This is a genomic window from Citrobacter sp. RHB20-C16 (genome assembly GCF_013890155.1).
GTDB classification, from domain to species: Bacteria; Pseudomonadota; Gammaproteobacteria; order Enterobacterales; family Enterobacteriaceae; genus Citrobacter_A; species Citrobacter_A amalonaticus.
The window spans coordinates 2,301,952-2,320,436 of record NZ_CP057630.1; the positions used below are offsets into that span (position 1 = coordinate 2,301,952).

An 18,485-nucleotide genomic window follows, 5' to 3' on the forward strand; every position below is an offset into this window, starting at 1 on the left:
TCGTTCAACGAAGCGCAAACCGTCGCCGGGTCGCTTTCTCCAGCCCGTAGCAAAGCAGATAGTAGACCAGGCCCGTAAAGATGAAGATAGCCGCCGGGTAAATCTGTTCCCGGCTGTTAACCTGTCCCGCCACCGTCGTCAGTTCGGGTACGTTGACGATAAACGCCAGCGATGTGTCCTTCAGCAGACCAATGCATATCCCGGTCAGGGAGGGCAGGATATGGCGTAACACCTGCGGTAGCAGAACCCTTCTTAATGCCTGAACAGAGCTAAAACCCTGCGCCACTGCCGCATCATATTGTCCGGCGGGTAGTGCGTTGAGTCCCGCGTACACAGAATGCATCACCGACGCAGCGGTAAACCAGGCCAGCGCCAGCGTCACCGTTGCCGCACCGGGCAGATCGCTGCCGGTAAGCATAGGGAGCAGATACCACATCCAGAAAATAACGAAGATCAGTGGTATCCCGCGTATGAGCTCTGCCCAGATGAACAATCCCTTACGGATAACGCCCGGAAAACGCCAGGCGAGAGCGGCAAGGGCAATACCGGCAGGTAAGGCCAGCACCGCCGCACCCAGCGCCATCATCAGGGTCAACAATACACCGCCAGGTTGACCGTCGGCCAGTCGTCCCCACAGGAGATAATCCAGATTGTCGGTTATCACCGCAATATTAGCGATCATGCTGGGGACTCCTGAACCGGAACCGGCGGAGTTGCGGCTTTTTTTCCAGTCGGGGGGCGGGCCCCAGATGGGTCAACAGCAGACCGAACGCCACGCCGGCGAACAGATAAAGCGCAGTGCCCACGGCAAAGGCCTCCAGCGCATGGGCGTTGTAGCTTTCAATCTGGCGAACCTGGTAGGTCAGTTCCGCAAAGCCAATCCCGCTGGCTAATGACGATAGTTTCATCAGGTTGAGATATTGCCCCACCACCGGTTGCCAGGCATTGGTTAGTCCCTGCGGCAGCAGGATATGGCGGAAGGTCTGCCATGAGGAAAATCCCTGTGAGATCGCGGCTTCGCGTTGTCCGGCGGAGACTGCCTGTAACCCGGAGGCGACCTCTTCGACCAGGAATGCCGAGGTAAAGACGCCGAGTCCCCACGCTGAGCAAAGAAACTCGGGGGTCAGCCACCAGACGTTGCCGGGCAGGATTGACCAGCCATGCTCTGCGTTGACAAAAGCAATAAAACTGCGCGGCAGCAGGTTCCAGCCGGCGAAGTACCAGAACAGCAACTGGACCAGCAGCGGGGTGTTACGAAACAGCGATACCCAACCAGCCACCAGGCGACGGCCCATGCGATGGCCGGAAAGACGAAGGGCTAACAGCAAAATGGCCAGCAGCGTGGCGAGGAAAATGCCTGCGGCGCTGACCCACAGCGTGGTGAGAAATCCGGAGAGGATCCATTGCAGGGGCAGGCCGGTGAGCACTCCCTGCCAGTCCATTGACGGCATTATCGTGATAACTCCTGATGCAACGGATCCAGCACTTTTTGCAGAAAACGCTGGGTGCGCGGGTGCTGCGGCCGGGTAAAAAAGGCCTCCGGGGAGGCGATTTCGAGAATATCGCCGCCGTCGATAAACACCACCCGGTCGGCGATTTCACGGGCAAAATGCATCTCGTGGGTGACCACAATCATTGTAATACCGCTGTGCGCCAGACGTTTCATGACCTGTAACACCTCACCGATCATTTCCGGATCGAGAGCAGAGGTGGGCTCATCAAACAGGAGAATTTGCGGCGAAGAGGCCAGCGCGCGGGCAATCGCCACCCGCTGCTGTTGACCGCCGGAAAGCTGTGCCGGATAAGCGCCAGCCTTCTCTTCCAGCCCAACCTGTTCCAGCAGGGCATAAGCGCGTTGTGTAGCGTCGGTTTTATTCCAGCCGTGGACGTACTCCAGCGCGAGGGTGATATTCTGCTGCGCCGTCAGATGGGCATACAGATTGAACTGCTGGAATACAAAACCAATGCGGCTACGCAGCTGTCGCAGCGCGGCCCCCTTAAGTTGACCGACCGGTTTGTCATCAATAAAGATATCGCCGCCACTCAATGATTCCAGTTGGTTAATCAGGCGGATCAGGGTCGATTTCCCCGATCCCGAGGGGCCAAGAATAGTCACAACTTCACCGGGTTCGACGGTGAGACTGACGCCGTTGAGTACCCGGTGATCGCCGTACGCTTTCACCACGTCGCGTAACTCAACTCGCGCCTGGCGCAATGTGTGGAAATCCGCAGCTCCGGCTGCGGACGGGGTGAATAAACCAGCCAGCATCTTATCTGGCCTCAATTTTAAAGGCGCGCGGCTGCGGATTTTTCGTTTCCGGGCCAAACCAGACATCATAAATTTTGCCTGCCTGCCCACTGGATTCGAGTCGCAATAATTCATCGTTAACCGCTTTCAACAACGCCGGTTCGCCTTTCTTCACGCCCACGCCGATTTCCTCTTTGCTGAGTAAATCCGGCAGGATTTTAAACTGCGCTTTGTCCGGTGCGCCACTGAGCAAACCCGCCAGGATAGTGGAGTCCTGAGTGATAGCCTGCACGTTGCCGTTGCGCAGGGCAGTTAACGCCAGCGGGATATCGTCATAGGCCAGCACGCGGGATTGCGGGAACCGCTGATGTAGCGCCTGCTCACCGGTGGTTCCTTTCACTGCGCCAATGCGTGCGCGGCTGTACTCATCCAGCTTATCGGGTGACGAGGCAGGCACCAGGAATTGCTGACCGGTGACAAAGTAGGGCACAGAGAAATCGATGACCTGGGCGCGCTCGGGGGTGATCGTAATATCAGCAACGATCAGATCGGCTTTCCCCGATTGCAGCAGCGGAATACGGTTAGCGGGATTGGTGGCGACCAGTTCCAGTTTCACACCCAGTGATGCTGCCAGCGCCTGAGCGAAATCAACATCGTAACCCACGATCTGATGGGTTTTCGCATCGACGGAGCCAAACGGCGGGTTAGCGTCAAACGTCGCAACCTTGACCACGCCTGCGGCCTTGATATCAGCGAGTTGATCGGCCTGCGCCTGAATGCTCAAAAAACTCGTGGCGAGCATGACGCCGAGGGCGAGAATCGTTTTTTTCGTACGTTGTGTTTTCGTTGCCATCATTTTCTTTGATATCCCTGAAATTATTGGTTTGTCCTTTTACGCTCCCACAACCCGAACCCGCAGCAAAAGAAGAAAAAAGTCTTATTTATATGCAAAAAGTTATTAGTGAACAGTGTGTTAACGAAGGGTTACTAACGAACAAAAACAGATAACGGTGCGCAGAATTCGCATTTCATTTTTTGTGCGGTTTGCGCTGCAATGAAAAGCACCTGACAAAACAGAGGAGCCGGAGATGGAGAAGGTAAACATGCAGATGGCGCGTCGTTGGATGCGAGTTGCCATCACGCCAAAGTGGACCCGACAGCCCGGTGCAGAGGTCAATCTGCAGCGCGTTGTGGAGTCCATTCTTCCTGTCGCCAGCCTGTACGGCGTGGACATTGCTAACATTGACCCGGAGTGGTTTCGTGATCAAACAACACGCTGAACACCGTCGGATGCGCGAGGTGTACTGGAATGAAATCTGCACTCACCACGGAGATGCAAAGGAAATAAAAGACGTTGAAGGAACTACCGCGCAGAACTGCGCGGTAGGCTGAAACAAATCAGATTTTGCAGGCGTCGCCGCAGTCATCATCGGCAATCACCGATTCTGCTTTTTTGTCCGCATCGTCCAGACGTTCAGCATTACGTTCCTGCGCCTCTTCCAGTCCGTTAAAGACCAGATTATCGAGATCAATTTCCATTATTCACCTTTCTTCGCTCGTTTTTGACTTCCAACAAGTATAGAGCAAATAGGAATCTGGATGCATCCACAATGCGTGCGGCGTTAGCGATCGTAAATCGATAAACGTCTGCGCAGGCGGGAAGCCGGTTTTGATACTGCCCTGGCCATCGCGTTGCCAATTTCCTGGCAGGCGACGAGTCCCTGGATAAAGGGCCGATCGTGCATTAAATAGGGCAAGGCACCAAAGGCAATTCGTCCGCGAACGTTCTCTGGTGCCTGAAGCGTGTAATCATCGCCAACGTCCGGAATTGCATCTCCACACGACAGTAATTGCTGGCGTAATCGCGGGAACGGTAAGTCTTTGGTCTTCAGGGGTTTTTGGCCACGTGCATCGATGAATACGTCAAAGGACAGGCGATCGTTGTGCGTCGTAATCTCAGTGCGATCCGCTTTTATCTCCTTCCTGTAATCCTGTCCCAGCGTGAGAATGCGCAGAATACCGGCTGCGTGCAACGCCAGCATTCGGCGAACTGACTCTGAGGGGATCGCCGCATAATTATCAATAAATACGCGAGCGAGACCGACGTTAAATCGTTCACTATCCTGTTCATTCAGGTGCGTAACAATCTCCTGAACCTTTTCATGTAAACGCAGCAAGGTATAGCGCCAGGCAACGGTGTGTTTGTTACGCTTATTCTCGTCGACCTCTTTCAGATTTGCGGCCGCCCATTCGAACGGATCGCTGCGCGCTCTGTCGGCAAACACCGCGACGGGAAAGCTATCCGCATCCAGTGAGGAGAGCGACATTTGCCTGGCCCATTTGGGATCGGCTAAGGCGAGTTCTTGCTGCATCAGTCTAAAAACGCGATCGAGGAGTTCTGTTGAACCGGCAGCGATTTCGCGCTGAATAGCCTCATCGGTAACGTACTCCAGCGGTTCATAGGGTATAGGACAATAGAAGTCGGCTTCCGGCAAAATGCCGGAACGGGACATCAGCGTAATCTCCAGCGCTTCACTGCCTTTATTCAGTGTGAAATTGACCTGATGTTCCTCTGTTTCGTGAAAGGTTCCATGCTGTACCGCAACCGCCATTGCGGCATCCAGAGCGCTCAATGAGGTTCCAAGAATGCCCACTTTGGCGGCGGGCACGTCCGCGTCCATCAAGCCGGACCAGGGGCTGGGATAAAATGCGTGCGTGGATTCGTCATCGTCCGGCCAGACGTGTCCCGTGGCAATCACTGCTAAGTCGACATGCAGCGGCTCCGTGTGTTGATCGGTCCAGAGTTGTACGCCAGTGGACACAGCTGAGACATCCGTGACTTCACAGGATTCGTACAACCTCACCTTAAATCCTCGATTTTCTGCGTGGTGGACGGCCTGCAAAAACTGCGCGCGAAAATAGTCGCCGAGCAGAATGCGTGGCAGAAACTGACGCTGGTGCAGCGTTTCTTTCTTAACGGCAAATTGTGCAAGGTACTGCGCTTCCTGGGTTTGCAACCACTCAAGCCAGGTGTCAAAAAGAGGTGGGACCTCAATACTGGCAATATTTGCCAACATCATTGGACTATTATCAGAATGGGTGTAAGGCATACCAATTCCTGCCCGGTTTCCGCGTTCAAAAACGACGATCTCCAGTGGCTGCTCCTCTTTTAGTAATGAGAAAAAGGTATAGACGCCTGTGGGGCCAGCTCCGATAATCGCGATTTTTTTCATACTCCTGTCCGTCCTGTTATTTTTATTTTGCCGCTGGGATTGCGGTTACATCATGTCAGTGTAGTTGAGGAAGGCCCGGATGTTTCGGTCTGGAATCGCTTACGTGCCTGCGAGCGGTGTCCTCTGCCATACTTACGGTGTTTATTGTGAGGAAAGGAGTGACGATGATAACGCTGTGTAAAGCCTGTGGCACCTCATACGATAACCACCACGGCAACGTTAAACGTTGTAAAATCTGCGACGATGAGCGGCAATATATCCCTGTATCCGGGCAGGCCTGGATGGACTTTGATGAGCTCATCGCCAGCCATACCAATAAGTGGCAGCAGCATACGCCGCAACTTTTCAGTCTGAAAACGGTTCCTTCCTTTGCCATAAATCAGCGGGCGTTTCTGCTCAGGACGCCGGTGGGAAATATCCTTTGGGATTGCGTTGCGAATCTGGATCCGGCAACCCGAACGCTCATCCGCGCTATGGGGGGATTGAGCGCCATCGCGATTTCGCATCCTCATTACTACACCACCATGCAGGACTGGGCGGAGGCGTTTGACGCTCCCGTCTGGCTCCACGCGGCTGACAGGGACTGGATCATGCGCGACAGCCCCTGGATTCGGCTATGGGAAGGGGAAGAACACAACGTGCTTCCTGGCGTCAGCTTATTGCGTCTGGGCGGCCATTTTGCGGGGGGAACGGTTCTGTATCTGGAGGAGGGGGAAGGGACGATCCTCGCCGGAGATATCTTGCAGGTCACTCCCGGTGCTGACGCGGTGTCGTTTATGTGGAGCTATCCGAACATGTTGCCGCTGTCATCGAAAACCGTCGGTGGGATCATCCAGCGGTTAAACACGGTGACGTTTTCCAGTCTGTACGGGGCATTTGAAGGGCAGAATATTACCCACAATGCCAGTCAAATCGTGCAACGCTCGGGGGAAAAATATCTCTCCAGCCTGGCGTCACGTTAAATCCGCAGAGGGGGAAAATCCCCCTCTGCGGCATTATTAACCCACTCTGGCGTTGTTGATTTTGCTCAACGGAATATTCACGTCAAACACTTTCGCGATGACTTCGTCAACGCCAAGGTTTTTTAAACGCGCGGTATGTTTATCCAGATAAGCCAGCGCGGTCTCCTCGCTTTCGAAAAGATAGATCCCTCCCGCTTCCTTGTTTTGCTCACTCTCCGTCCACACCTTCCAGATAAATCCCGGCTCCTGGTTAATCGACTCCGCCAGACCACGCAGTTGCTCAGCCATTTCTGCGCCAAATGGGCCAGTAAAAGCGAAGTGAAGTTGTAACAATTTCGGCATATCCATTCTCCATTCAACGACGTAATGATCATTCACAGTGACAATGAACTGAACTCTTCTCCCTGACACTATGTCGGGGAGTGTACCAGAATCAGGGCGCGCAAACCCCATTCATGCTGCAGTGGAGGTCATGGCAAGCGAGGAGTGAAAGTAGTTAATAAGCTACATCAATACAACACGGTTAATGGGAAGGTAAGCGAAGACTTCCCCCACACCCGCAAGTCAGGAATATGAATCAATGAATGGGTAATTTATTGACTTTTATTACGCGAAACTGAGTGATGAGAAATAATACCAGAGAAAAATAGGAGAGCAGGGAAAGAGAACAGGCACCCTATCACCAGGCGGTGAAATGGTGCGTCCGAGTGGACTCGAACCACCGACCCCCACCATGTCAAGGTGGTGCTCTAACCAACTGAGCTACGGACGCAAAATGGTGCGTTCAATTGGACTCGAACCAACGACCCCCACCATGTCAAGGTGGTGCTCTAACCAACTGAGCTATGAACGCAACGTTGTGTGTGACAACGGGGACGAATATTAGCGGCAGAGCCGGGAGGTGGCAAGAGGGAAATGGTAATTTTCTTCCGGATTTCACTCGATTGCGGAGGAAGTGCGCAAAATGTCGAGAGAATAGCCGCCAGCTGGCGGCTATCGTCGTTTTATCGCGCAGCGCGCTGCAGAATCACCGTAGAAGGCAGACGTTGCAGGAAGCGCATTCGCAGCATCATCATAACCGCCGCCGACGTCAGGCCGATGATAAAGCCCATCCAGAATCCAGCCGGCCCCATCCTGTCCACCACCAGGTCGGTCAGGGCGAGAATATAACCGCTCGGTAATCCCAACACCCAGTAGGCGGTAAAGGTGATAAAGAAAATCGAACGCGTATCTTTATAACCACGCAGGATCCCGCTGCCGATGACCTGGATGGAGTCCGATATCTGATAAACTGCCGCCAGCAGCATCAGTTGCGCCGCCAGCGTCACGACTTCAGGATTGTCGTTATAGAGCAGGGCGATGTGCTCACGCAGCGTCACGGTAAAGATAGCCGTCAGGCACGCCATGCAGACGCCAACACCTAAACCGGTACGCGCGGCGGTTTGCGCATCCAGCGTTGAACCTTGTCCGAGACGATAGCCCACGCGAATAGTGACCGCCGCCGCCAGTGACATCGGCAAAACAAACATCAGCGAACTGAAGTTCAGGGCGATCTGGTGACCGGCGACATCGACAATACCCAGCGGTGAAACCAGGAGCGCCACCACGGCGAATAATGTGACTTCAAAGAACAGTGCCAGCGCAATCGGCAGACCCAGTTGCACCAGGCGCTTCATCACCACGTTATCCGGCTTGCTGAAACGCTGTTCATTGCGGATATCGCGCATTGAACGCGCATGTTTCACGTACCAGAGCATGGCGCTAAACATCACCCAATAGACCGCCGCAGTCGCCACACCGCAGCCGACACCGCCGAGTTCCGGCATGCCGAAGTGACCATAGATAAAGATATAGTTCACCGGGATGTTGACCAGCAGGCCAAGAAAACCCATCACCATGCCGGGTTTGGTTTTCGCCAGACCTTCGCACTGGTTACGCGCAACCTGGAAGAACAGATAGCCCGGTGCGCCCCATAACAATGCACGAAGGTAACCGACGGCTTTATCCGCCAGGGCCGGATCGATGTTATGCATAGAGCGGATGATATAACCGGCGTTCCACAGCACAATCATAATCAGCAGTGAGACGAAACCCGCTAGCCAGAAGCCCTGACGCACCTGATGCGCAATGCGATCGCGGCGTCCGGAACCATTGAGCTGAGCAATCACCGGAGTCAGCGCCAGCAGCAACCCGTGGCCGAACAGAATGGCGGGCAGCCAGATGGAGGTCCCAATGGCGACGGCCGCCATGTCGGTGGCGCTGTAACCACCCGCCATCACGGTATCGACGAACCCCATTGCGGTTTGGGCGATTTGCGCAAGAATCACCGGTATTGCCAGAGCCAATAACTGACGCGCTTCACTGATATACTTCTGCACGTGTACACCTATCATTTTGTTTTTATTTGAGAGACTAAAAAAGCCGCCACGGGTGGCAGCAAGAAGAAGATGTAAGGGGAAATTTCAGTCTATTGTAGCGATGAATGCTAATTTCACCAGTGAAAAAAACAGGCCAAGGGGCACTTCACTGGCAACCTGATTTTCCAACTGCTATTGTGGCAGGCAGAAATGGCTTAACTGAATTCAGGAGTTGCAGGTATGTTTACAGGTATTGTGCAGGGCACCGCAAAACTGGTGTCGATCGATGAAAAACCCAATTTTCGCACCCATGTAGTGGAATTACCTGAATACATGCTGGACGCGCTGGAAACGGGCGCATCGGTGGCGCATAACGGCTGTTGCCTGACCGTCACAGAAATTAACGGCAATCGCATTAGTTTTGATTTGATGAAAGAAACGCTGCGGATCACCAATCTGGGCGATCTGAAGGTGGGCGACCTGCTTAACGTCGAGCGTGCGGCAAAATTCAGCGATGAGATTGGCGGGCATCTGATGTCCGGTCACATCATGACCACCGCGGAAGTGTCAAAGATTTTAACCTCCGAAAACAACCGTCAGATCTGGTTCAAAGTCCAGGATCCGACGCTAATGAAATACATCTTGTACAAAGGTTTTATCGGGATTGATGGGATCAGCCTGACCGTCGGAGAAGTCACCGCGACGCGTTTTTGCGTGCATCTCATTCCGGAAACCCTGGAACGCACGACGCTGGGTAAGAAAAAACTGGGCGCGCGCGTCAATATCGAAATCGATCCGCAAACGCAGGCGGTGGTGGATACGGTAGAACGCGTGTTGGCTGCGCGTGAAGCGGCGGTAACGAAAACCGCCAGCGAAGCGTAAAACCCTCCAGCCCCCGCAAGACGGCGGGGGCATAAGAAAGTTTAGCGGGCTACGCGCAGGCCGTCTTCGACGCCGCGCGAGAATACCACCTGCCAGAGCTGAATATCGCGGGCGCGAAACGCGCCGGCGCAGGCGTTGAGGTAGTAGCTGAACATCCGTTTAAAACGCTCGGAATAGTTCTCGGCAATTTCAGGCCAGGCAGCGAGAAAACGCTCGTACCATGCCATCAGCGTCTTGTCGTAATCCGCGCCGAAGTTATGCCAGTCTTCCATCACAAAGTGCGATTCACTGGCGTTGGCTATCTGACGTACTGACGGGAGGCACCCATTCGGGAAGATATACTTGTTGATCCACGGGTCGACATTATTGTCGGTTTTTTTCGAACCGATGGTATGTAATAAGAACAGCCCTTCGGGTTTCAGATTGCGATCAACCACGTCAAAATAGGTCGCGTAATTTTTAGGGCCGACGTGCTCAAACATGCCTACCGAGACAATGCGGTCAAACTGATCGTGCAAATCACGATAATCCTGCAACAGAATCGACACATCCAGCCCGGCACAGCGGGCCTGAGCCATTTTCTGTTGCTCGGCTGAAATCGTCACGCCAACCACACTGACGCCGTAATGCATCGCCATATAGTGCGATAAACCACCCCAGCCGCAGCCAATATCCAGCACACGCATACCGGGTTGCAGTTGCAATTTCTCGCAGATTAACCGCAGTTTGGCCTGCTGCGCCGCCTCCAGAGTATCCGCGTCTTTCCAGTACGCGCAGGAATACTGCATAAAAGGGTCGAGCATACGGCTGAACAGATCGTTGCCGAGATCGTAATGTTCTTTACCGACGATCCACGCTCGTTTTTTACTTTGCAGATTGAACAGGCGAGCGGCCGCGATGCGGAGGGTATCTTTGAAATGATGGGGAAGTTGGTTTTCCAGTCCTGCTCGCAGAACTTTGCTAAAAAACTGGTCCAGCCGATCGCATTCCCACCAGCCATCCATGTAACTCTCACCCAGACCGAGCGACCCCTCTTGTAAAACGCGTTTGAAAAAATCGGGGTTTTTAACGCGTATATCTGCTGGTGAAGAGCCGTTGATGGCAATGCCTGCGCGGCTTAATAATTCGTTAGTGATACGGTACCAGTCGTCATCCGGTACGCTGACTTCTTCTATACACGATGAACTCATAGTTTCTCCATCACTGGTCGGTGATCAGAACCTTAAAACAGCGTAGACGCTTTTTGGGCTTTGTGAGAAATCTCACGGAAACATTCCGCGAGTCTATTATCCGACGTAGAACAGAGGAAGGGAGGACCCCTTGCCGAAAAGGCCATCCATGGGGAACCGGGAACGCTCCGGTTCCCGTTAACACATAATAATTATCGTAATTTTTAACAACCGAAATTTAGTATAGGCCTCAAAAAACGATGATACAACCAAAAATTGTTAGCCGACTAATTAACGGTGATTATGAGTGATATCAATGGGATTCGCTGTGGGCAATCCCGCAATTATCATGCTGCGCACAGTCGTTAGAAGGATGCAGTTGCATCTTATAGCCCAGTCCAGCCAGTACCACCGTAGACAACATCACGTTGGTCGTGGTCAACAGCGGTGTGCTGATAAGCCAGGAAACGACCAGGCTTGCCAGGAAGCACAGACCCAACTGCAGGGTATTTTGCAGGGCTGCGGCACGACCCGTCGCCTGCGGGAATGGACGCAGCGCCTGGGCAACCACAATCGGGTAAATAGCCCCGTTGGCAATCGCCATTATGCAGAAGGGGATCAGGATCTCTGCAAGCGTGATGTGATGGATAAAACTTGCCGCCCAGGTTGCCACCACGCTCAGCGCATAGATAACCAGCAGCCAGGGCAGGAGCTGTTGTCCCTGCCATTTTTGCAACGCGGCGCGACAGCCATAGCCGCCAATCAGAAAAGCAATGGTCTGCGGTACGTAGCTCAGCCCAATCACCGCCGGGCTGTAGCCCATTTCACTCAAAATAAACGGGGAACCGGTCAACCACGCAAAGAAGCTGGCAGAACAGGCGGCGTAAATCAGGACGTTGCCGCGGTACGCTTTCGCACGCAGCAGGGTGGTGAACGTCAGTTTGTCCTTGCTGTCATCGCGAGCCCGGGTGGTGGGCTTTAAAAACAGGGCGGGCAGCATCAGCAGCAGCGTGATGAAAAACAGCGTGGCAAAGATCGCCTGCCAGGAAAGATGGGTCAGAATCCAACTGCCTAATAACGGCGCCAGTGCAGGAGACAGCCCGACCAGCGGCATGATGGTCGCGAAAATGCGGTTAATTTTATGAGAAGGATAGTAATCGGTAACCAGCGCCTGCCAGATGACGGTCGCCGCGCAGACTCCCACGGCCTGAATAAAACGCAGTACTAACAGGCCCGTTGCGCTCTCCACCCACAGCATACCCAGGCTACCGAGGGCGAAGACAGACAGACCCAGCAACAGGATCGGTTTACGGCCATAACGGTCAGAGAGGGGTCCCCACAGCAGTTGGGCGACGGCAAAGCCTGCTAAAAACAGACTCAGGCTGGCGCTTACGGCAGAGGCCGGTGTTTGCAGGTCAGATTGAATGGCGGCAAAAGCGGGCAAATACATGTCGGTTGCCAGAAAACCCAACACGCTGAGCCCTGCCAGCCAGACTAAAAACCCTTTTCCTGGTTGCATAGTTGTTCTCTAATTTTGATTAATCACACTGGCGCTGAGTGTAGGGAGTGAATTTGGGCTTGTGAAACGGTAATATTTGTTTATTGCATTCAAAAATTTTGTAGGCAGATTATGTGGTCAGAATATGCGCTGGAAGTGGTCGATGCCGTGGCACGCAACGGGAGCTTCAGTTCCGCGGCCCAGGAGTTGCACCGGGTGCCTTCAGCGGTCAGCTATACGGTTCGCCAACTGGAAGAGTGGCTGGCCGTCCCGCTTTTTGAACGTCGCCATCGTGATGTGGTGTTAACCCCGGCGGGCGCCTGGTTTTTGAAAGAAGGCCGCTCTGTCATCAAAAAAATGCAGATCACGCGTCAACAGTGTCAGCAGATCGCTAACGGCTGGCGTGGGCAACTCCCCATTGCGGTGGACAATATCGTGCGCCCGGAACGCACGCGGCAATTGATCGTCGATTTCTACCGCCACTTTGATGACGTGGAACTACTGGTCTTCCAGGAGGTGTTTAATGGCGTCTGGGACGCGCTGTCAGATGGTCGGGTCGAACTCGCCATCGGGGCAACCCAGGCGATCCCGGTTGGCGGACGATACACTTTCCGCGATATGGGTAAGCTGAGCTGGTGTTGTGTCGTTGCCAGTACGCATCCGCTGGCCGCCATGAGCGGGCCGTTAAGCGATGACGCGTTGCGCAACTGGCCGTCGCTGGTGCTGGAAGATACCTCCCGCACGCTGCCGAAACGCGTGACCTGGCTGCTGGACAATCAGAAGCGGGTGGTGGTGCCGGACTGGGATTCTTCCGCGACCTGTATCAGCGCCGGACTCTGTGTCGGCATGGTCCCGACACATTTCGCCAAGCCGTATCTCAACAAGGGGCAGTGGGTCGCGTTAAATCTGGAGAATCCTTTCCCGGATGCGGCCTGTTGCCTGACCTGGCAGCAGAATGATATGTCACCTGCGCTGATCTGGCTGCTGGATTATCTGGGAGACAGTGAAACGCTGAACAAAGAGTGGCTGCGGGAGCCCGATGAGACTCCCGCAGAAGAGGCTTAACGACGGTAGTCGCGGAACGGGCCATCCGCCACGGAGCGGCGCTCCACCAGGCGCGGGTGGACTTCAATAGACTGCGACTCTTCGCGTTTATTGACGATACGGTCCAGTAACATATTAAAGGCCGTCTCACCCAGTGAATCTTTCGGCTGGTGGATGGTGGTCAACGCTGGTGTAAAGAAGCGGGCGTTGCGCACGTTGTCGTAGCCTATCAGCGACACGTCCTGCGGGACGCGCAGACCCATCTCATCAGCGGCACAAAGGGCGCCCATCGCCATGACATCGCCGCCACAGAAGACCGCCGTTGGGCGATGCGCCTGCGACAGAATTTGCTGCATGGCGCGGTAGCCGGATTCCGGCTCGAAGTCGCCTTGTACAATCCAGTTTTCAGGCACTTTAATCAGCGCTTCATCCATCGCTTTCATAAATCCGGCCAAACGGCCTGCGCCGGTGTTACGCTCCATCAGTCCTGGGATCACGCCAATTTCGCGATGTCCACGCTCGACGAGGTAACGGCCTGCCATGTAGCCGCCCTCGAAGGCGTTATCAATCACCGTATCAGTGAAGTCGGCTTTGGCTTCGCCCCAGTCCATCACCACCATTGGGATATGACGATATTCTTCCAGCATCAAGAGCAGGGGATCGGGGTATTCGGAACACATTACCAACAGGCCATCAACGCGTTTTTGCGCCATCATCGACAGATAGGCACGCTGCTTTTCCAGGTTGTTCCAGACGTTGCCGAGGATCAGGGTATAGCCCTTCTGGAAGCAGTTCTTCTCAACCGCTTCAATAATTTCAGCAAAATAGGGGGCTTCGCTGCTCGTCGCCAGCAAACCGATAGATTTGGTATGGTTAACTTTCAGGCTACGGGCAACCGCGCTGGGGGAATAGTGCAATTCTTTGATTGCCGCCCACACTGCATTGCGTGTTTCTTCAGCGACGAAACGCGTTTTGTTAATTACGTGTGACACGGTTGTAGTGGAAACGTTTGCGCGCTTCGCTACATCTTTAATTGTTGCCATTAAATCTCACTCCAGACCCAACCTGAACATTAAATTACGCCAAGTAAACGTTTGCCTTTACTCATCCTGTGCCCAACGTCAGGGCTGCGGCACGCCGGGAAACGACACGGAACGTCAGGAAGGGGTCAATGGCCGGTACGCTAATCAAGTAAGCGTCGAATTTTGTCTGATCTTTACGAAAAGGGGAAGTATTAAAAGCACATATCACTCTAAATCGTGGGAGATTTTTACACTCAAGTGTGTAAAAATGCGCTATATCACTTTTTGTGTGGGTATAAAAAGGAGAAAAGTTGATGAGCACCGATCTGAAATTTTCATTAGTGACCACGTTTATTGTTCTGGCTTTAATCGTTGCGGGCGGCCTGACGGCGGCACTGCACTGATCCCCTCGGGGGAGTTCCTGCTCCCTCGAACCTCCCGCCATATTGTTATTGAATCTGCAAAAGTCTTTTGTATTTTTGTTAACTTCTCTTTTTTTGTGATTGATGTCATGCTTTTGACTCTTTGTTAAGCATCGCGCCCTGTCGCGAAGAGCCGGAGTCATCACTGCATGAAAATTAATTATCCGTTACTGGCGCTGGCCATTGGTGCGTTTGGCATCGGCACCACCGAATTCTCGCCAATGGGATTGCTGCCCGTCATCGCGCGTGGCGTTGATGTGTCTATTCCCGCGGCAGGTATGCTGATTAGTGCCTATGCGGTTGGCGTGATGGTCGGCGCGCCGTTGATGACGCTGTTGCTGTCACATCGCGGACGCCGTAATGCGCTCATTTTTCTGATGGCTATCTTTACGCTCGGTAACGTGCTCTCGGCGATTTCGCCAGATTACACCACACTGATGTTGTCACGTATTTTAACCAGCCTTAACCACGGCGCATTCTTCGGCCTGGGCTCGGTGGTGGCGGCAAGCGTGGTGCCGAAGCACAAGCAGGCGAGCGCCGTTGCGACCATGTTTATGGGGCTGACCATCGCCAATATCGGCGGTGTGCCGGCGGCGACCTGGCTGGGTGAAACCATCGGCTGGCGGATGTCGTTTATGGCGACAGCGGGGCTGGGCGTTATCTCGATGTTGAGTCTCTTCTTATCATTGCCAAAAGGCGGTGCCGGGGCGCGCCCGGAAGTGAAAAAAGAGCTGGCGGTGCTGATGCGTCCTCAGGTGCTCTCCGCGCTACTGACTACCGTACTGGGAGCGGGCGCCATGTTCACGCTCTATACCTATATTTCGCCTGTTCTGCAAAGCATCACCCATGCGACACCGGCCTTTGTGACCGGGATGCTGGTTCTGATCGGTGTGGGCTTCTCCATTGGCAACTACCTCGGAGGGAAACTGGCCGATCGCTCGGTTAACGGCACGCTGAAGGGCTTTTTGCTGCTGTTGATGGTAAATATGCTGGCGATCCCTTTCCTGGCGCAGAATGAACTGGGCGCGGCGGTCAGCATGGTGGTCTGGGGGGCGGCAACCTTTGCGGTCGTCCCTCCGTTACAAATGCGCGTCATGCGTGTGGCTCATGAGTCGCCGGGTCTCTCATCTTCCGTGAACATTGGCGCGTTTAACCTTGGAAATGCGCTGGGCGCTGCGGCTGGCGGGGCCGTCATTTCAGGCGGATTAGGCTACAGTTTTGTTCCTGTGATGGGGGCGATTGTGGCGGGTATGGCGCTGTTGCTTGTGTTTATCTCGGCGAGAAAACAACCTGAACAGGTGTGCGTCGCCAGTTAACGGCAGGACAAAAACGCAGAAGGGATTCCCTTCTGCGTTATCTTTTTTACGCGGCGAAGTTCTTCGCTACAAACTCCCAGTTTACCAGCGCCCAGAAGTGTTCCAGGTAGCCAGGACGCGCATTGCGGTAGTCAATGTAGTATGCATGCTCCCATACGTCGACGGTCATCAACGGCGTGGCGTCGGTGGTCAACGGCGTGCCAGCGTTGGAGGTTGAAACGATAGCCAGCTTGCCCTCTTTTCCTTTAACCAGCCAGGTCCAGCCAGAGCCGAAGTTTTTGATCGCCGCGTCGGTAAATTGCGCTTTGAACTCGGCAAAGCTGCCGAAAGAGGCGGCAATCGCGTCAGCCAGTTCGCCGGTTGGCTCGCCACCAGCATTCGGTGCCAGGCAGTTCCAGTAGAACGTGTGGTTCCAGACCTGAGCAGCGTTATTGAACACGCCGCCTTCCGAACTGCGTACGATCTCTTCCAGTGATTTCCCTTCAAAGGCGGTGCCTTTGATCAGGTTGTTCAGGTTGGTGACATAGGTCTGATGGTGTTTGCCATAGTGATATTCCAGCGTCTCGGCGGAAATGTGCGGCGCAAGCGCATCTTTGGCATACGGTAGTGCAGGTAATTCGAACGACATTGCTTCTCTCCTTATTATTAATAGTATTTCGCGCAATAACATTATTGTGCGTAAGGATAGGGTAGCAAATTGAAAGGTGAGACAAAAGATGAACTTACCCTGTTGCGTTAACAACAGGGTAAAGTTTTAACGAATGGTTTTGGGCGTCATGACCCGGCGAGCGCCGACATAGTGGCGTTGCCAGTAATCTTCGCTGAGCGATGTGATCTGGATTTCCTGACCGCTGCGCGGTGACTGAATAAATTTGCCGTTGCCGACATAAACGCCGACGTGATCGGCAGTACCACGTCCCTGAGTGCGGAAGAACACCAGATCGCCATTTTTCAATTCCCCACGATCAATCGGTGCGGCATCACGCAGGTGATACATTTCATTTGCTGTGCGCGGAATACGGAATTTAACCAGATCTTTATAAGCGTAATAAACCAGACCGCTGCAATCGAAACCGGTGCGCGGAGACGTACCACCCCAGCGGTACGGCTTGCCAATCTGACTCATTAATTTGTTCATCGCCGTGCTGGTCGCTTTTTGCACTTTCACTTTATGGGCATCCGCAATTTTTCCTGACGCCGTGTTCTTCACTTTCACACACGTCGGCTTGTGTCCTTTACGCGGGGTGCACTTTTCACTCCAGCTGACAGCGGCTGTCTTTTTCGCAGCGACGGTTTTACTTTTGCGACTGGCTGTTTTGCTGGTTTTGGCAGAGGCGGTGATTTTTTTCTTAGAAGAAGAGGCGGTTTTCGTGCTGGTTTTGCTGGTCGTTTTCCTGGCGGTTTTTTGATTGGTTTTATTCGTTTTTTTTGCTGTTGCCGTACTTTTCTTTTTGTTGCTGGTTTTCTTACTATCCGTAAGACCAGCCGTATCCCTGGCTTGCTTGGACGCATGTGCCATCGGCATAAAGGGAATCGTTGTAAATAGCAAAGCACAGAGCGTGAGGGAAAGTCGGTTTATCCGCGCCACTGAGCATTCCTCTGTTAAGGCAGGTCGCAATCATACCTGCGTGTGATTTACAAAACCTGATGATTCTAATCTATAGAAACGAATAAAGTTAATAGCTTTTATTGTTAAAAATACGGTTTCGCTATTGAGTGCAAAAAAAAACAGCAGCCAAAGCTAAATCTGCTTATTTAGCGCACACTTTCGACACAGGCACTGAGGAAACTATTATTGGGAATGCAACTTATGCGTTCAGACGATAAAATAGTAAAGCGTAATGAAAATGTTATTTTCCGATGTCGCTCTGAAACGCTACAATGTCAGTCGACTGCCGTAAAAGAAGTTAAGGAAGCAAGACAATGAGCACCACTATCGAAAAAATCCAGCGCCAGATCGCTGAAAACCCGATTCTCCTGTATATGAAAGGTTCTCCAAAACTGCCAAGCTGCGGCTTCTCCGCCCAGGCTGTGCAGGCACTTTCCGCCTGTGGTGAGCGTTTTGCCTATGTGGATATTCTGCAAAACCCGGATATTCGCGCAGAACTGCCAAAATATGCAAACTGGCCGACCTTTCCACAACTGTGGGTTGACGGTGAACTGGTTGGCGGCTGCGACATTTTGATTGAAATGTACCAGCGCGGCGAACTGCAGCAGTTGATCAAAGAGACCGCTGCAAAATACAAATCTGAAGAATCAGACGCTGAGTAATCAGTAGACGGTTAAAGGGGAGCTTTTCCTGACTCAGGTTAAGCTCCTTTTCATTTCTGCG

At 53.3% G+C, this 18,485-nt stretch carries 20 protein-coding genes and 2 tRNA genes; 7 read left to right on the plus strand and 15 right to left on the minus strand.

Going from position 1 to position 18,485, the window contains the following annotated elements; translation table 11 throughout:
• Positions 1–4 precede the first annotated feature (4 nt).
• The 4 genes from HVX64_RS11065 to HVX64_RS11080 are packed head-to-tail and all read right to left on the minus strand — an operon-like array spanning position 5 to position 3,104.
• Positions 5–682 (minus strand): amino acid ABC transporter permease, encoded by a 678-nt coding sequence (locus HVX64_RS11065; RefSeq protein ID WP_044254710.1) that lies wholly within the window; start codon positions 680–682, stop codon positions 5–7.
• The gene (locus HVX64_RS11070) at positions 672–1,454 is read right to left on the minus strand and encodes an amino acid ABC transporter permease (RefSeq protein WP_172961336.1); all 783 of its coding nucleotides are present in this window, start codon (positions 1,452–1,454) and stop codon (positions 672–674) included. Before HVX64_RS11070 ends, HVX64_RS11065 begins: the two co-directional genes overlap by 11 nt.
• Complete coding sequence (locus HVX64_RS11075) at positions 1,451–2,269, minus strand: amino acid ABC transporter ATP-binding protein (RefSeq protein ID WP_043000823.1); 819 nt, start codon at positions 2,267–2,269, stop codon at positions 1,451–1,453. The genes HVX64_RS11070 and HVX64_RS11075 overlap by 4 nt, the downstream gene beginning before the upstream one ends.
• 1 nt (position 2,270) lies before the next feature.
• On the minus strand, positions 2,271–3,104 hold the full coding sequence (locus tag HVX64_RS11080) for an ABC transporter substrate-binding protein (RefSeq protein WP_043000822.1): 834 nt from the start codon (positions 3,102–3,104) through the stop codon (positions 2,271–2,273).
• A gap of 232 nt (positions 3,105–3,336) precedes the next feature.
• On the opposite strand from HVX64_RS11080, the gene HVX64_RS11085 reads away from it, so the two are divergent.
• On the plus strand, positions 3,337–3,528 hold the full coding sequence (locus tag HVX64_RS11085) for a hypothetical protein (RefSeq protein ID WP_044254704.1): 192 nt from the start codon (positions 3,337–3,339) through the stop codon (positions 3,526–3,528).
• 118 nt (positions 3,529–3,646) lie between these two features.
• On the opposite strand, the gene HVX64_RS11090 is transcribed toward HVX64_RS11085, so the two are convergent.
• On the minus strand, positions 3,647–3,787 hold the full coding sequence (locus tag HVX64_RS11090; protein WP_090050030.1) for a hypothetical protein: 141 nt from the start codon (positions 3,785–3,787) through the stop codon (positions 3,647–3,649).
• Positions 3,788–3,870: 83 nt separating this feature from the next.
• Positions 3,871–5,481 (minus strand): FAD-NAD(P)-binding protein, encoded by a 1,611-nt coding sequence (locus HVX64_RS11095; protein ID WP_044254701.1) that lies wholly within the window; start codon positions 5,479–5,481, stop codon positions 3,871–3,873.
• A gap of 164 nt (positions 5,482–5,645) precedes the next feature.
• Here HVX64_RS11095 and HVX64_RS11100 point away from each other — a divergent pair, with 164 nt between their 5' ends.
• Complete coding sequence (locus HVX64_RS11100) at positions 5,646–6,443, plus strand: MBL fold metallo-hydrolase (RefSeq protein WP_043000819.1); 798 nt, start codon at positions 5,646–5,648, stop codon at positions 6,441–6,443.
• A gap of 36 nt (positions 6,444–6,479) precedes the next feature.
• On the opposite strand, the gene HVX64_RS11105 is transcribed toward HVX64_RS11100, so the two are convergent.
• The 4 genes from HVX64_RS11105 to mdtK all read right to left on the minus strand — a co-directional run bounded on the left by HVX64_RS11105 (position 6,480) and on the right by mdtK (position 8,821).
• Complete coding sequence (locus HVX64_RS11105) at positions 6,480–6,785, minus strand: monooxygenase (protein WP_043000818.1); 306 nt, start codon at positions 6,783–6,785, stop codon at positions 6,480–6,482.
• A gap of 353 nt (positions 6,786–7,138) precedes the next feature.
• Positions 7,139–7,215, minus strand: a tRNA-Val gene (locus HVX64_RS11110).
• A 4-nt stretch (positions 7,216–7,219) separates the two neighbouring features.
• A tRNA-Val gene (locus tag HVX64_RS11115) sits at positions 7,220–7,296 on the minus strand.
• Between the two features lie 151 nt (positions 7,297–7,447).
• Positions 7,448–8,821 carry a multidrug efflux MATE transporter MdtK gene (gene mdtK / locus HVX64_RS11120; protein WP_043001940.1) on the minus strand — a complete coding sequence of 458 codons (1,374 nt, stop codon included), beginning with the start codon at positions 8,819–8,821 and terminating at the stop codon, positions 7,448–7,450.
• Between the two features lie 219 nt (positions 8,822–9,040).
• Between mdtK and HVX64_RS11125 the strand changes: the two genes are divergently transcribed.
• On the plus strand, positions 9,041–9,682 hold the full coding sequence (locus HVX64_RS11125; protein WP_043000817.1) for a riboflavin synthase: 642 nt from the start codon (positions 9,041–9,043) through the stop codon (positions 9,680–9,682).
• A 41-nt stretch (positions 9,683–9,723) separates the two neighbouring features.
• Here HVX64_RS11125 and cfa read toward each other — a convergent pair whose 3' ends face one another.
• Positions 9,724–10,872, minus strand: coding sequence for a cyclopropane fatty acyl phospholipid synthase (gene cfa / locus HVX64_RS11130; protein WP_044254697.1), 1,149 nt, complete (start codon positions 10,870–10,872; stop codon positions 9,724–9,726).
• A 292-nt stretch (positions 10,873–11,164) separates the two neighbouring features.
• Positions 11,165–12,370, minus strand: coding sequence for a purine nucleoside transporter PunC (gene punC, locus HVX64_RS11135; protein ID WP_181825408.1), 1,206 nt, complete (start codon positions 12,368–12,370; stop codon positions 11,165–11,167).
• 111 nt (positions 12,371–12,481) lie between these two features.
• Here punC and punR point away from each other — a divergent pair, with 111 nt between their 5' ends.
• On the plus strand, positions 12,482–13,414 hold the full coding sequence (gene punR, locus HVX64_RS11140; RefSeq protein ID WP_044254691.1) for a DNA-binding transcriptional activator PunR: 933 nt from the start codon (positions 12,482–12,484) through the stop codon (positions 13,412–13,414).
• Here punR and purR read toward each other — a convergent pair.
• Complete coding sequence (purR, locus tag HVX64_RS11145; RefSeq protein ID WP_044254689.1) at positions 13,411–14,436, minus strand: HTH-type transcriptional repressor PurR; 1,026 nt, start codon at positions 14,434–14,436, stop codon at positions 13,411–13,413. The genes punR and purR overlap by 4 nt on opposite strands.
• Positions 14,437–14,729: 293 nt before the next feature.
• Between purR and HVX64_RS11150 the strand changes: the two genes are divergently transcribed.
• On the plus strand, positions 14,730–14,819 hold the full coding sequence (locus HVX64_RS11150; RefSeq protein ID WP_086512609.1) for a YnhF family membrane protein: 90 nt from the start codon (positions 14,730–14,732) through the stop codon (positions 14,817–14,819).
• Positions 14,820–14,986: 167 nt separating this feature from the next.
• On the plus strand, positions 14,987–16,153 hold the full coding sequence (locus HVX64_RS11155) for an MFS transporter (RefSeq protein ID WP_181825409.1): 1,167 nt from the start codon (positions 14,987–14,989) through the stop codon (positions 16,151–16,153).
• 46 nt (positions 16,154–16,199) lie between these two features.
• On the opposite strand, the gene sodB is transcribed toward HVX64_RS11155, so the two are convergent.
• Both sodB and HVX64_RS11165 read right to left on the minus strand, forming a co-directional pair.
• Positions 16,200–16,781 carry a superoxide dismutase [Fe] gene (sodB, locus tag HVX64_RS11160; protein WP_044254680.1) on the minus strand — a complete coding sequence of 194 codons (582 nt, stop codon included), beginning with the start codon at positions 16,779–16,781 and terminating at the stop codon, positions 16,200–16,202.
• A 126-nt stretch (positions 16,782–16,907) separates the two neighbouring features.
• On the minus strand, positions 16,908–17,741 hold the full coding sequence (locus HVX64_RS11165; protein WP_043000810.1) for a C40 family peptidase: 834 nt from the start codon (positions 17,739–17,741) through the stop codon (positions 16,908–16,910).
• A gap of 335 nt (positions 17,742–18,076) precedes the next feature.
• On the opposite strand from HVX64_RS11165, the gene grxD reads away from it, so the two are divergent.
• On the plus strand, positions 18,077–18,424 hold the full coding sequence (gene grxD / locus HVX64_RS11170; RefSeq protein ID WP_042319226.1) for a monothiol glutaredoxin 4: 348 nt from the start codon (positions 18,077–18,079) through the stop codon (positions 18,422–18,424).
• Positions 18,425–18,485 lie beyond the last annotated feature (61 nt).

Excerpts from the sequence above, each read along its gene's own strand:
- HVX64_RS11105 (WP_043000818.1), bottom strand. The coding sequence starts at position 6,785 with ATGCCGAAATTGTTACAACTTCACTTCGCTTTTACTGGCCCATTTGGC.
- grxD (WP_042319226.1), top strand. The coding sequence starts at position 18,077 with ATGAGCACCACTATCGAAAAAATCCAGCGCCAGATCGCTGAAAACCCG.
- HVX64_RS11075 (WP_043000823.1), bottom strand. The coding sequence starts at position 2,269 with ATGCTGGCTGGTTTATTCACCCCGTCCGCAGCCGGAGCTGCGGATTTC.
- purR (WP_044254689.1), bottom strand. The coding sequence starts at position 14,436 with ATGGCAACAATTAAAGATGTAGCGAAGCGCGCAAACGTTTCCACTACA.
- HVX64_RS11155 (WP_181825409.1), top strand. The coding sequence starts at position 14,987 with ATGAAAATTAATTATCCGTTACTGGCGCTGGCCATTGGTGCGTTTGGC.
- punC (WP_181825408.1), bottom strand. The coding sequence starts at position 12,370 with ATGCAACCAGGAAAAGGGTTTTTAGTCTGGCTGGCAGGGCTCAGCGTG.
- HVX64_RS11095 (WP_044254701.1), bottom strand. The coding sequence starts at position 5,481 with ATGAAAAAAATCGCGATTATCGGAGCTGGCCCCACAGGCGTCTATACC.
- punR (WP_044254691.1), top strand. The coding sequence starts at position 12,482 with ATGTGGTCAGAATATGCGCTGGAAGTGGTCGATGCCGTGGCACGCAAC.
- HVX64_RS11085 (WP_044254704.1), top strand. The coding sequence starts at position 3,337 with ATGGAGAAGGTAAACATGCAGATGGCGCGTCGTTGGATGCGAGTTGCC.
- sodB (WP_044254680.1), bottom strand. The coding sequence starts at position 16,781 with ATGTCGTTCGAATTACCTGCACTACCGTATGCCAAAGATGCGCTTGCG.
- HVX64_RS11100 (WP_043000819.1), top strand. The coding sequence starts at position 5,646 with ATGATAACGCTGTGTAAAGCCTGTGGCACCTCATACGATAACCACCAC.
- HVX64_RS11125 (WP_043000817.1), top strand. The coding sequence starts at position 9,041 with ATGTTTACAGGTATTGTGCAGGGCACCGCAAAACTGGTGTCGATCGAT.
- cfa (WP_044254697.1), bottom strand. The coding sequence starts at position 10,872 with ATGAGTTCATCGTGTATAGAAGAAGTCAGCGTACCGGATGACGACTGG.
- HVX64_RS11080 (WP_043000822.1), bottom strand. The coding sequence starts at position 3,104 with ATGATGGCAACGAAAACACAACGTACGAAAAAAACGATTCTCGCCCTC.
- HVX64_RS11090 (WP_090050030.1), bottom strand. The coding sequence starts at position 3,787 with ATGGAAATTGATCTCGATAATCTGGTCTTTAACGGACTGGAAGAGGCG.
- HVX64_RS11065 (WP_044254710.1), bottom strand. The coding sequence starts at position 682 with ATGATCGCTAATATTGCGGTGATAACCGACAATCTGGATTATCTCCTG.
- HVX64_RS11150 (WP_086512609.1), top strand. The coding sequence starts at position 14,730 with ATGAGCACCGATCTGAAATTTTCATTAGTGACCACGTTTATTGTTCTG.